Genomic DNA, 12,128 nt, shown 5'->3' with positions numbered 1-12,128 from the left:
TAAGTACACTTCATGACTAGGTCTCCCGTCACCCTGCTGACTGAAACGCTGGCAGCCGACATCCGTAGCGGCAAGCTTCCTCCGGGCACAGCGCTGCCCACTCATCGGCAACTCGCGGCGCGTCACGGCGTGGCGCTCGCTTCGGCCACCAAGGTCTACGCGCAACTCAAGTCCATGGGACTGGTCGTTGGCGAAACCGGACGCGGAACCTTCGTGCGCGATCGACCACAGCAGCGCGAATGGGACAGTGGAGACGAGGCTCGTCTGAGCGTCAGCGCAGTGGATCTGTCCTTCAATCATCCCACCTGGCCCGGTCAGGCGGAATTGTTGCGGTCGATGCTCCGTGAACTGGCGGCCTCCGGCGATCTCGCCGCGCTAATGCACCAGCAGCCGCCCGGCGGACGGCTCCATGAACGGCAGATCGTGGCCGGGTTCCTCGCGAGGGAACGCGGCATCCGGGTCGAAGCGGATCGAATCTTTTTGACTAACGGCAGCCAGCAAGGCCTGGACATTGCCGCACGCTCATTACTGCGCCCCCATGATCTGGTTGCCGTCGACGCCCTGACCTATCCCGGCTTCAGGATGCTGGGCGAAATGCAGGGCCTCACGTTGCGGCCGGTGCCCTGTCTGGCCGACGGCCCCGACCTGAAGGCACTCGACGCCCTATGCGGTCGTCACAGGATTCGCGCGATCTACACCATGCCCACACTGCACAATCCACTAGGCTGGGTGCTGACGGCTGACCAACGCAGCCGATTGGTGGAGATTGCACGGCATCACGATTGTCTTTTGATCGAGGACGCGGCGTACGCCTACCTCGCCGGCAAGGTGCCGCCCGCGCTGGTGACACTTGCAGCGGAGCGCACGATCTACGTCTCCAGCCTGTCCAAAAGCCTGGCTAGCGGACTGCGTTTCGGCTACATGGTCGTTCCCGATAGCTGTGTCGGCCGGATCAAGGCCGCGATCCGCGCCAGCTACTGGAGCCTGCCCAGCGTGGTGACGGCCATGGCCACGCGCTGGATGGCCGGTGGCGCCGTAGCTCGTCACGAGGCCGTGCTGCGACGCGAGGCGCGCCGCAGGCAGACGGTAGCGAGGGAAGTCTTCGCCGGGATGGAGATGATCGCGCACCCGGCCTCGCTGTTTCTGTGGCTTCACCTGTCCGAAGACCTGCGCATGGACCGGATCGCCACCGCTCTGGCCGAGCGTGGCATCGCGGTGTCCAAGGCGGAGGCTTATGCGACGACCCGGCACGCCCCGCATGCGTTGCGATTGGGACTAAGTTCGGTTCCGATTAAGCAGCTCAAGGCGGTGCTGATGCAGGTGCGCGAAACCATCGAACAGTTTCCGATCTAGCTGCGAGTTCGTCCATGTGCGTGACATACAAGCCCGCCCTGCAAGGCGGGCTTTTTCGTGTCTGCACTCGTCAATTAAATCGCCACCCGACAAGCGATCCCGCCAAGTAGCCACGTGAATTCACACGCATCGACCTGGCGCAATGGAACGGCGCGTCACGCATCCATCACCAGCGCTAGTTGGCTCCCGCAAACACCTGCACGAACCGGCGCACCGCTTCCTCACGCGGAGGCGGCCGGAGCCAGGACCTGCGACGCGACTTCATCCACTGCCGCGCGCGCCAGCTTCACGATCTCGTCGACCTCACTGCGCGAAGTGACCAACGGTGGCGCGAAGCCGAGAATGTCGCCGTGCGGCATGGCGCGCGCGATCAACCCGCGCTGCAATGCGGCAGCGGAAACACGCGGACCGACCTTCAGCGCAGCATCGAAAGGCTGGCGGCCGTCCTTGTCGGCCATGAACTCGAGTGCGGCCAGCATGCCCACGCCTCGCACTTCGCCCACCAGCGGGTGAGAATCGAACGCCGCGTGCAACTGTTCAAGCAGATACGCGCCGGTTTGCGCCGCGTTCTGCGTGAGGTTCTCGCGCTCGAGAATGTCGAGGTTCGCGAGCGCGGCGGCCGCGCAGATCGGGTGACCCGAATAGGTCCAGCCATGCCCCATCGGGCCGAACTCCTGCGATGCCTTATCGATCACGTCCCACACGCCTTCGCTGACGATCACACCGGAAAGCGGCGCATACGCACTGGTCAACCCCTTTGCCACCGTGATCAGATCAGGCGTCATGCCGTAGTGTTGCGCGCCCATCTTCGAACCGAGCCGGCCGAAACCGCACACCACTTCGTCGCTGATCAGCAGGATGTCGTGCTTCTTCAGCACTTGCTGGATCGCCGGCCAGTAACCCGCCGGCGGCGGCAGGATGCCGCCCGTTCCCATCACCGGCTCCGCGATGAAAGCAGCGACCGTACCGGCGCCTTCCTGTGCGATGAGTTTTTCCAGTTCTTCCACACAGTACGCAACAAACTGCGCCTCGTTCATGCCGGTGGGCGCGTGCCGGTACCAGTGCGGACATACGGTATGTTTGACGCGCTCGGTCGGCAGATCGAAACACTGATGGAAACTGGGCAAACCCGTCAGGCTACCGGTGACGATGCCCGAACCGTGATACCCGCGTTGCCGCGAGATGATCTTCTTCTTGTTCGGACGGCCTTTCACGTTGTTGTAATACCAGACGAGCTTGATCTGCGTTTCGTTCGCGTCCGAACCGGACATGCCGTAGTACACCTTCTTCATGCCCTGCGGCGCCCAGTCGATAATACGCGACGATAGTTCGATGATCGTGTCCGTCGAGTGGCCGACATACGTGTGGTAATAGGCAAGTTTCTTCGCCTGCTCGTAGATTGCCTCGGCAACCTCGGTGCGGCCGTAGCCGATGTTGACGCAATAGAGCCCCGCGAAAGCGTCGATATACGACTTGCCCTGATGATCTTCGATGCGGATGCCCTTCGCGCCGGTCACGATGCGGCCCGGCAGCGCCCCGCTCACATGGTCGTGAGCGTGCGTCGAGGGATGCATGAAGTGCGCACGGTCGGCGTCGAAAAGTGAGTCGAGTTGAGTCATTGGAAGCTCCTTCGTGTGATCGGTGAATGAGTCAGGTTGGCTCACGCCGCGGCAGCCGCTGTCGCCGTATCCGTCGTGCGACGCGTGGAAAAGGTGTCGGTTACCGGCAAGCCGAGCTGGCCGAGGCAGAAATAGCGGGTTTCGACAAACGGCTCAAACCCTTCGGTCCCGCCTTCACGGCCGAGCCCGGATGATTTGATGCCGCCGAATGGAATCGGCGCACCGGTGAATTTCGCGCCATTCACGGACACCATGGCGAACTCGAGACGGCGAATCAGTTGAAATACCGTGTTCAGGTCTTTCGCGCAGACGTAAGCGGCGAGGCCGTATTCGGTGTCGTTCGCGCGTTCGACGACTTCGTCGAGTGAATCGAACGGCGAGACCGCGGAGATCGGCGCGAAGTTTTCCTCGTCATAGATACGCATGCCGGGCGCAGCGTCCGCGACCACGGTCGGCACGAAGAACCAGCCGCCGCGTTCGTGGGCCGCGCCACCGGCGGTAATGCGCGCGCCCTTCTCTTTTGCATCGGCGACACGCTGTGCCGTAGTGTCAAATGCGGCCTGATGCATCAAAGGGCCGACATCCACGTCCGCCTCGAATGCAGCGCCGACTTTCAGTGCGCTCACCGCCTCGCTGTATTGCACGACGAACGCTTCATACAGCGGCCGGGCGACGAGAATACGATTTGCCGCACAGCAGTCCTGACCCGAGGTCTGAAACTTCGCGGCAAGCGCCACGCGCACGGCCTGTTCGAGGTCGGCATCTTCCGTCACGATGAAAGGCGCATTGCCACCGAGTTCCAGTGCGGTCTTCTTGATGCCGGCCTGGGCCGCGGCCTGCATGACCAGCGCACCGACGCGCGTCGAACCGGTGAAACTCACCGAGCGCACGCGGGTATCGCGCACCAGTGTTTCCATCGCCATTTGCGGCTCGCCCAACACGACGTTGAATACGCCGGCGGGAAAACCCGCCTCTTCCGCAAGCTGGGCGAGCGCTAGCGCGGAGAATGGGGTTTCATGCGCAGGCTTCACCACCACCGTGCAACCGGCGGCGAGCGCGGCGGCCGCCTTGCGCGTAATCATCGCGCAGGGGAAATTCCACGGCGTGATCAACGCGGCCACACCGACTGGTTCGATAACGGTACCGAGATGTGCGCCGTCAATATGCGTGGGAATCGTGCGGCCATTGAGGCGGCGCGCTTCGTGCGCGAACCATTCCACAAAGCTCGCGCCGTAAGCAATTTCGCCGCGTGCTTCTGCAAGCGGCTTGCCCTGTTCCAGCGACAGAATCGCCGCCAGATCGTGCTGATGGCGCAGGATCAGTTCGTACCAGCGCAACAGCAGCGCCGAGCGTTGAGCCACCGGCAGCCAACGCCATGTGGAAAATGCACGCTGTGCGGCATCGACTGCTTCGGTAATCTCCCCGGCGTCGAGCATCGGCACGTGACCGAGTACCTGCTGATCCGCCGGATTTTGCACCGCGATACTCGCGGCGCTCGCGCTGTGCACCCAGCGCCCGTCGATATAGCACAGTGATTTGAATAAGACCGGATGGCCCAGCAACATGACGACACTCCTGTGTGGGATGGTTGTCTGTCACTGTACGTCCGGTGGCGGTGCGGTTTTTTTTGTTGTAGTGCCGCGAAGTGAGCGTTTTTTCTGGAGTTCGCCGCGATATATGGCGGTTTTCCGGCGGGGACCAGGTGGGGGCTATGGTCCTCGCGAATTTCAAACAAGAAAGTGTCGGAAAAAAGCCGGCCCGTTTCGGGCCGGCGAAGGGGTTCCGGCCCACTCCGAGGGCCAGTGCCGGAACCGTGTGCAACTCGTCACACCCAAAGATCCGCGCGATCGTGGGGTATCTGGCCGGGCTACCCCGCCATCACAACAACACGTACCTGCAGTCACCACCGCCAGATGAGAGGTCTTCGGCAGGCTCGTAGCAATAACGAAACTCCCGGTCGCTCATCGGCCACGAGTTTCCCGAGCCATCCGTCAGTATCCAGTCGCCAGGGTTGACCTTGCGCCAACCCTCCGGGGTGGCAATGGCCCACATCTGCCCCCGGCGTTCTACTCGCAGATGGTCTCCTGGTCCAAACCATCGGCTTGCTTCCAGCATTGAATTTCGCTTCCTGAACTGCATCCTTGCACCCTGTCCGTCAATCTCGCGAGCAGGCCTGTAGTACATACAGGACCACAACAGACTGCCTGTTCAAACAAAGCCGGCGTCTGCAGCACACGCGCCGATTCCCCAGCAGCTACCGAGCGCGCCAGGATCATGGCGCGGGCCACCCAAACCATGAATCATCAACATGGCATGGACGGAAAGCGGGAAAGCGGGAAAACGCGAATGGGCATCGCTAAACCTGTGATTGCACAAGCCTGCGATGCTAATCATCCTCATCTCGCATAACTGTCGATTTGCTACCGCATTTGTGGAGTTTTGTCGGTCGATATTTCGATGTATTACGCGCTCGAAACTCAAATCCAACTCGTCTGAACCGCAGTAGAACCTGCGTCGTGACTGCTGCGTATGCGGTCAATCCCACGCCAGCTTGCTGAACTGGTAGCCCTTGCCGCGGACCGTCTTGATGCGCTGCGGGGTGCTGGCGTCGTCATGCAGCTTGCGGCGCAGCTTGGAAATGCCGCCGTCGATCGTACGGTCGAGTCCGTCGAATTCGACACCATGCAATCGCCGCATCAACTCGTCGCGGCTCACCACTTCGCCGGCACAACTCACCAACGTCCACAGCAAATCGAATTCGGCCGACGTCAGATCGGGCAGGCTGCCGTCCGGAAGCTTGACCGTGCGGCTTGCCCGGCTGATCTCGAACTTGCCGAACGTGTAGCTCTCGGGTTGGGCAACCTCCGCGCTGCGCGCGATCACGCGGCGCAGCCGCGCCTTGATGCGCGCCAGCAGCACGCGCGGCTCGACCGGTTTATGCAAATAGTCGTCCGCGCCGAATTCGAGGCCCAGTACTTCGTCGAACTGCTCGTCGCGAGCGGTCACCATGATGATCACGCCGTCGAATTGCTCGCGCGCATCGCGGCAAATCTGGAAACCGTCCTTGCCCGGCATCTTCACGTCGAGAATCACCAGGTCCGGGCTGCGCTCGAGAATCGCCGGCACGGCGTGGCCGCCGAGCGGCACGGTCTCGATTGCGTAGTCGTCTTTGCTCAGATGGCCGGCGACCAGCGCCGACAGATGGTCATCGTCTTCGACAAACAGGATCCGGAATGGCATGGGACGAATCGTTCAGGGCTAGTTGTTTGAATAGCGGCGGGCACCGGTATGGCGCGACGGACGGCCGGCAAGCGACGGCACCGCGCCGCACACCCATCCGCACGACGCGGACTGACCGGAAACCGCCCGACGCGCGGGCTCGACGCGCAGCATAGCCGATGCACCGCGCATCTTGCGACACGCCAGACAAAACTCGACAAACGCGCACGCAATTCGACACGAACGCGCGATCCACGTAGCTAGCATCCACCCGGTTGAAATAGCCATGGCTCTGCCATGGCGACTGTTTATTCCCTATGGGAAGACCAACGAAGGTGTGGAAACAAAATGCCGACTCAGTGGACTGCGAAGTATCTGCGCGAAACGCCTGAACAACCTTTCCGTGCACAGAGAGAACACGGCCTGCGCACTTTCCGGATTGCTCTGCATTGCTAATGACGCCATATCTGCCGCGCGCAGATCCGGCCGGCACGGATCGACTTTCGTACGCGACGCTTGTCTTCGGGGGCAAGCAACGAATCTTCGCGAGATTGTCTCCGTGTCGCTTTCTTACAGCCACTTAGCTATCGACGGCAAAACGTTCGACGCATCGATAAAAATCAACGAAAGGTAACGCAATGCGTGGAACAGTCAAATGGTTCTCTCAAAAGAGGGGATACGGCTTTATTGTCGGGCAGGACGGAATCGACTATCACGTTAGTGTGCGGGACGTTTCGGGTGTGACGCTTCCCGCAAACGGCGATACAGTCGAATTTGAAGTTACACAAGGAAGGCGCGCGTCTCGTGCGACCAAAGTGACCGTCCTCGAGCGTGCTGCGAGCCCCAGGCAAGCCGCGCAGTCCGCCGACGATCGCGTCGTCTGCGCAAGCTGCCAGAAACGAATGGTCCCGCGAATGATCTCCTATCGCGGAGAACCTAAGAAATCGGTTTGTCCCTTCTGTGGCGCGACCTATCGGAAGTTCGGCTGCTTCCTCGCCACTGCTGTGTACGGCGATTACGATGCGCCGAAGGTACGCTTGCTCAGGAACTTCCGCGATCACGTCTTGAATCGGTCGTTCGTTGGCCGGGCGATGGTCCGCTTGTATTACCGCCTCTCTCCCCCGCTCGCCAACTTTCTCCGTACGCATCCAGGCTCTGCGGCAGCCGTTCGTTTTGTGCTTGACATGCTAATTCGCTCCATCGCCCTTGTTAACGCCAGGTCTTCCTGGGTCAACGCGGATCGGCGAAGCGATAAGCGATAGCCAGGTTGAACTGCCGGCTCGATAGCACACTGCCCCGGTACTGTTGCGCGACTCGCCAACCCGGCGACGATTCAAGGCTGCGCGCAAAACGCGAGAATCGCGTCCGCGACCTGCTGCGGCGACTCACGTTGAGGAAAATGCCCCACGCCGTCGAGAATCTGGCGTGTGTAACGCCCTGTGAAAAACGGCTCGCGTCCGGCTGAGCTCTGCGGCGCATTGCAACTATCCGCCGCACCGTGCAGCACGAGCGTCGAAACGCCGAGCACAGGCGCCGGGTTCAGCCGCGCTTCGTCCTCCGCGTACGCGGGATCGCCTGCAACAAAACCCCAGCGGTGCCGATAGGAATGCAGCACCACGTCGGCCCAGTCCGGGCCATCGAACGCGGCAGCGGCTTCATCGAAGTCGCGCTTCGTGTACCAGCCCTGCGGCGACCATGAGTCCCACATCGATTGCGCAAACGCACGGCGATCTTCGCGTACCGTCTTGTCGCCCCGCGGCGTAGCCATGTACCAGTGGTACCAGTAATTACGCGCCTGCTGCAGGGAGAGCGTCTGATGGGGATCGTTTGTGCCGTAGCCGACCGAGAGCATGACCAGGTGCGACGCGATCGAGGGTTCAAGCCCACATGCGTTCGCGACCGCACGCGCGCCCCAGTCGTGCCCGACGAGCACCGGCGATCTCACGCCCAGCCTGTTCACAAATGCGATCAGGTCGCGACCGAGCGCAGCCAGCTGCCCGCTTCGTGGCGTCGCGGCGTCGAGGAAACGCGTCGGGGCAAAGCCGCGCAATGTGGGAGCCAGGACCCGATACCCGTGTGCCGCGAGCGTCAGCGCCACGGGTTCCCAACCAGCAGGATTGTCAGGCCAACCGTGCTGCAGCACGACAGCGCGTGCACCTTGCGGGTTCCATTCGAGATACCCGATCTCGAGCCGGTCAGTGTTGATGTATTGGTAATCGGTCATATTCGCCTCCTTGAGTACACACCCATGGTAGAGCGCTACGACATGATGATTCACAAAGAATCATTAGCTATTATGTTCATATCGCGTTTAATCGAGGAGTGGACTTTGGTCGCCCCAACAAGCACGAGCACAGGCATGAGCACGACGGGACCTGGATTCGACATCGTCCTGCTGCGAACTTACCTTGAGGTGATCGACAGCCGCAGCTTCGCCGTCGCTGCCGAGCGTCTTGCGCTGACGGCCTCGGCTGTGAGCGGCCATATCAGGCGTCTGGAGCAGTCAGCCGGAACCTTGCTGATTGCACGGACAACCCGCCGCTTGCATCCCACCGAAGCCGGAAAAACGCTGTATATGTACGCGCGGGAAATCGTGGCGCTCGAGCGCGAAGCGTACGCAAACATGCACGGGCGCCCGGCGCAGGGCCGGCTCCGGGTGGGCGCATCCGAAGACTTCGCCGGTTCCTGGCTGCCGCGCGTATTGACCACGTTCCGGCGCCGGCATCCCGAGTCGTCGCTGGAACTGAAGGTTGGAATTTCCGCCGACCTGATAAGGCAACTGGAGCGCGGCCGGCTCGATGTGGTGTTCGGGAAGCAATGTTCGCTTACCGACGGCGGCGGCGAACTGCTCTGGAGTGAGCCGCTGGTCTGGGCGTGCGCCGCCTCGGCGCACATCGATCCCGATGCGCCTGTGCCCCTTGCGGTTTTCCCCGAACCCTGCGCGTATCGGGAAGCCGCCCTCGGCGCGCTGGCGGCTGCCGGCCGCACAGCGAAGATCGTCTTCGAAAGCGCCAGCATGGCGGGCTGCCTGTCGGCTGCTCTCGCGGGGTTCGCCGTTGCGCCGGTGGCGCAAAGCCAGATGCGGGAAGGCCTCGCCGAAGGCACCGAAACATGCGGATTGCCGCCGCTTCCGGAGGTCCGCTTCTATGGTTTCACGCGGCCCGATTTCGCGGCGGGCGCCGCGCTGGTCAGGGCGGTGCGCGACGCCGGGCGCAGCACCCGGTTCGCCGCGGCCTGGTAAATCCGGGTGAATTTAACGGGTCGCCCCCGGCCGCCAGTTTTCAGTGTCCAATACCCGGCGCGGATATCTGCGAAATGTGAGCCGCAGCTGTCCAGATAGAAAAAGCTTTGAAACAGGACTATGATCCGCAAATTGCGGCGACCCTAAACCTGAAATTGACGGAGGTTCCTTTGAAAGCAAAAACCAGGTTTATCTTTTTCCCGGGAAACAATACTCCAATCTCAGTCCGAGCCGCCGTCGCTATTTTCTGGATTACATTTTCAGTTTTTCTCGTCCGTATCTGTTTTGATGTGGGCGTTCCGCCTTTCAGTACTCCCCAGCAGGTGGAAGGGGCGATCACGGCTTATGTGCTGTTCGGCGCACTTTTAATCTTCGATGCATTCACCATCATGCGCATTTCGGCCGGAAAACTTTGGGCCAGAAACGTTGCGCTCTTCTTGACGGCATTGGTCATCGTGGCGACCGCCCATCGCCTGTTCACGGACGGGCTATCCTTGGAGCATAACAATGTCGTAGGGTTGGTAAACGTCGTCGCGGTCACTGTCGCCGGGTTATTTTTGCTGACCCCGGCAAGCAACGCATGGTTCAAATCAAGGCTTAATGCTTAACCGGGCTGGGATTGGCTGCTTTGGGGCGGCAATTGTCCTTAATCCGTACCGCGGGAGCTTTGAATAATCAACGGCTAAAAACCGGAGCCAATAATTCACTCTGGTTCCAGCGCTTCACGCCCGAGCGGCAGCGCCGCCGCTTGCCAGCGCTTCCAGGCGCTGGCAGGCATCCCGGCAACTTGAAGAACACATAACGATCGCCTGCCCTGACAACGTCATCAGCATTCCTCTGCAAGCGCCGGGATATCTGGCAAAGGAATGTCGCGGCGCGTGACCTGCTGCGTGGTCCGAATAATTTCACCAGGCTTTCAATGCGGACTGCCGCTCGCCCTACCCGTCACCTATAGAAAACCCCAACATTCAACCGCCCACCGACGCCGGTTGCGGACGAAAGACGCCCGCCGGAGTCTTTCAGACCCCAACATGTTTCACACCGGTAACTCAAGCTTTGCGTGTACCTGGTACATTTACGCCATGCCCGTTGTCTACCCGCTTCCACCAAGCCAAACATGAACAACACACGGTATGTCAGCAAAGCCGCCGCGGCAGTCAGCGACGCCTCACACACGCTATTTCGCCAGACCAGCGCGATAAAACATTACCGCCAATTTCACGGCGTGTTCATTGTCGGGACCCCGATCATCAGGCCATAACCTATCCCTGAGCCGGTCACGACCAATATGTTTTGCGCAGCCCAATTTCTTTCAATTAGATAACGTCATGCCAAAAGGCGATTGTGTTGTGACAACGCGCGAGAACCATGGCATGTTGCCAAAATCCCAGCAGAGAATGACTCACCGTCCGATCATCAACGGCAGCATCTGTTTCCGGAGATACCTATGAGCGAAGCCGTGTCCAAGCAACCAAAGCGCTCCCGACGCGGGCTCATTCTATTGACGATTGTCGTGCTGGCGTTGATCGCGCTTGTCGTGGTCCATCTGGTGACCCGGAAGAAACCCTCGCGCGACGTCGCGCCCATCGTCGTCACCGTGGCGAGCGCGACACTCGGTTCGATGCCGGTCACGCTGAGCGAGCTCGGCACGGTCACGCCGACCGCCACTGTGACCGTGTTGCCGCAACTAAGCGGCTACCTCACGGAAGTCGGTTATCACGAAGGCGAGGAGGTACAGAAAGGCCAGTTCCTCGCCCAGATCGATCCGCGTCAATATCAGATCAGCAAGCAGCAGGCTCAGGCGGCGCTCGCCAAAGACCGCGCGTCGCTCGCCCAGGCGCGTGCCGATCTTGCCCGCTACACGCAGTTGAACGAGCGCAAGTCGATCGCCCAGCAGACCTTCGAGGACCAGAAATTTCTCGTGCAGCAGGACGAAGCCGCGGTCCAGTCCGATCTCGCCAACATCGCCCAGTTCGACCTCGACCTGACCTATTGCCGCATCACCGCGCCGGTCGCCGGCAAGGTCGGCCTGCGCCTCGTCGACCCGGGCAACTATGTGACCGCGTCGTCCTCGACCGGCATCGTCGTCATCACCACCATCAAGCCGACCACCGTGCAGTTCACGGTGCCGCAGGACTCGCTCGCCACCATCGTGCAGCGCCTGAACGGCGGCGCTACCTTGCCCGTCACCGCGTACAGCAGCGACAACGCACGCGAGGTCGCTACCGGTACGCTCTACGCAGTCAGCAACCAGATGGCCACGTCGACCGGCACGGTCACCTTACGCGCCACGTTCGCCAACAACGACGAAGCGCTGTTCCCCAACGAGTTCGTCAACGTCAAGCTGCTGGTCGACACGATGCAAAATGCCGTGCTGGTGCCGACCCCCGCCGTGCAATCCGGCGCGCCGGGCGACTTTGTCTATCTGGTCAACGCGAACAATACGGTCTCCGTGCACAAGGTCAAGCTCGGTCCGAGCGACGGCAAGAACACGGTCATCCTGTCCGGCCTCGCCGAAGGCAACAAGGTGGTCACCGACGGCACCGACCGTCTGAATGACGGCGCCAAAATCGAGGCGGCCAGGCCCAAGCCCGCGGCAGGCAATCGGCCGGCGAGCGGCGCCGTGGCGCAACCCTCTGCCTCCCAGCCCGCTGCGGCCTCCGCGCCGGCGGCGGCCAATGCGGCTTCGTCGTAGC

General features: G+C 61.4%; 9 protein-coding genes. 5 read left to right on the top strand and 4 right to left on the bottom strand.

The window, feature by feature from the left end:
• Positions 1-12: 12 nt before the first annotated feature.
• The gene (locus BCY88_RS04840) at positions 13-1,353 is read left to right on the top strand and encodes an aminotransferase-like domain-containing protein (protein ID WP_120343150.1); all 1,341 of its coding nucleotides are present in this window, start codon (positions 13-15) and stop codon (positions 1,351-1,353) included.
• A 221-nt stretch (positions 1,354-1,574) separates the two neighbouring features.
• On the opposite strand, the gene BCY88_RS04835 is transcribed toward BCY88_RS04840, so the two are convergent.
• The 3 genes from BCY88_RS04835 to BCY88_RS04820 all read right to left on the bottom strand — a co-directional run bounded on the left by BCY88_RS04835 (position 1,575) and on the right by BCY88_RS04820 (position 6,212).
• On the bottom strand, positions 1,575-2,972 hold the full coding sequence (locus tag BCY88_RS04835) for an aspartate aminotransferase family protein (protein WP_120343149.1): 1,398 nt from the start codon (positions 2,970-2,972) through the stop codon (positions 1,575-1,577).
• A gap of 41 nt (positions 2,973-3,013) precedes the next feature.
• Positions 3,014-4,537 (bottom strand): NAD-dependent succinate-semialdehyde dehydrogenase, encoded by a 1,524-nt coding sequence (locus BCY88_RS04830; protein ID WP_120343148.1) that lies wholly within the window; start codon positions 4,535-4,537, stop codon positions 3,014-3,016.
• 970 nt (positions 4,538-5,507) lie between these two features.
• Positions 5,508-6,212, bottom strand: a complete 705-nt coding sequence (locus BCY88_RS04820) for a winged helix-turn-helix domain-containing protein (protein ID WP_120343147.1) — start codon at positions 6,210-6,212, stop codon at positions 5,508-5,510.
• Positions 6,213-6,829: 617 nt separating this feature from the next.
• Between BCY88_RS04820 and BCY88_RS04815 the strand changes: the two genes are divergently transcribed.
• Entirely contained in the window at positions 6,830-7,453 is a 624-nt protein-coding gene (locus BCY88_RS04815) for a cold shock domain-containing protein (protein WP_120343146.1), read from the top strand.
• A gap of 71 nt (positions 7,454-7,524) precedes the next feature.
• On the opposite strand, the gene BCY88_RS04810 is transcribed toward BCY88_RS04815, so the two are convergent.
• Complete coding sequence (locus tag BCY88_RS04810) at positions 7,525-8,415, bottom strand: alpha/beta fold hydrolase (protein WP_120343145.1); 891 nt, start codon at positions 8,413-8,415, stop codon at positions 7,525-7,527.
• Between the two features lie 135 nt (positions 8,416-8,550).
• Between BCY88_RS04810 and BCY88_RS04805 the strand changes: the two genes are divergently transcribed.
• From BCY88_RS04805 to BCY88_RS04795, 3 genes are all read left to right on the top strand, one after another.
• Entirely contained in the window at positions 8,551-9,432 is an 882-nt protein-coding gene (locus BCY88_RS04805; RefSeq protein WP_120343144.1) for a LysR family transcriptional regulator, read from the top strand.
• A gap of 107 nt (positions 9,433-9,539) precedes the next feature.
• A complete protein-coding gene (locus tag BCY88_RS04800; RefSeq protein WP_120343143.1) occupies positions 9,540-10,040 on the top strand; it encodes a hypothetical protein in 501 nt (166 codons plus the stop codon).
• Positions 10,041-10,879: 839 nt separating this feature from the next.
• Positions 10,880-12,127: an efflux RND transporter periplasmic adaptor subunit gene (locus BCY88_RS04795; RefSeq protein WP_120343142.1), complete on the top strand. Its 1,248-nt coding sequence runs from the start codon at positions 10,880-10,882 to the stop codon at positions 12,125-12,127.
• Position 12,128: the final 1 nt, after the last annotated feature.

Source organism: Paraburkholderia fungorum (genome assembly GCF_003610895.1).
GTDB classification, from domain to species: Bacteria; Pseudomonadota; Gammaproteobacteria; order Burkholderiales; family Burkholderiaceae; genus Paraburkholderia; species Paraburkholderia fungorum_B.
Note: the sequence above shows the minus strand (reverse complement) of the source record. Positions and strands in the feature narration are given on the sequence as shown.

What these genes read in the sequence shown, in the direction of transcription:
- BCY88_RS04840 (WP_120343150.1), top strand. Translation starts at nt 13, where the DNA reads ATGACTAGGTCTCCCGTCACCCTGCTGACTGAAACGCTGGCAGCCGAC.
- BCY88_RS04835 (WP_120343149.1), bottom strand. Translation starts at nt 2,972, where the DNA reads ATGACTCAACTCGACTCACTTTTCGACGCCGACCGTGCGCACTTCATG.
- BCY88_RS04830 (WP_120343148.1), bottom strand. Translation starts at nt 4,537, where the DNA reads ATGTTGCTGGGCCATCCGGTCTTATTCAAATCACTGTGCTATATCGAC.
- BCY88_RS04820 (WP_120343147.1), bottom strand. Translation starts at nt 6,212, where the DNA reads ATGCCATTCCGGATCCTGTTTGTCGAAGACGATGACCATCTGTCGGCG.
- BCY88_RS04815 (WP_120343146.1), top strand. Translation starts at nt 6,830, where the DNA reads ATGCGTGGAACAGTCAAATGGTTCTCTCAAAAGAGGGGATACGGCTTT.
- BCY88_RS04810 (WP_120343145.1), bottom strand. Translation starts at nt 8,415, where the DNA reads ATGACCGATTACCAATACATCAACACTGACCGGCTCGAGATCGGGTAT.
- BCY88_RS04805 (WP_120343144.1), top strand. Translation starts at nt 8,551, where the DNA reads ATGAGCACGACGGGACCTGGATTCGACATCGTCCTGCTGCGAACTTAC.
- BCY88_RS04795 (WP_120343142.1), top strand. Translation starts at nt 10,880, where the DNA reads ATGAGCGAAGCCGTGTCCAAGCAACCAAAGCGCTCCCGACGCGGGCTC.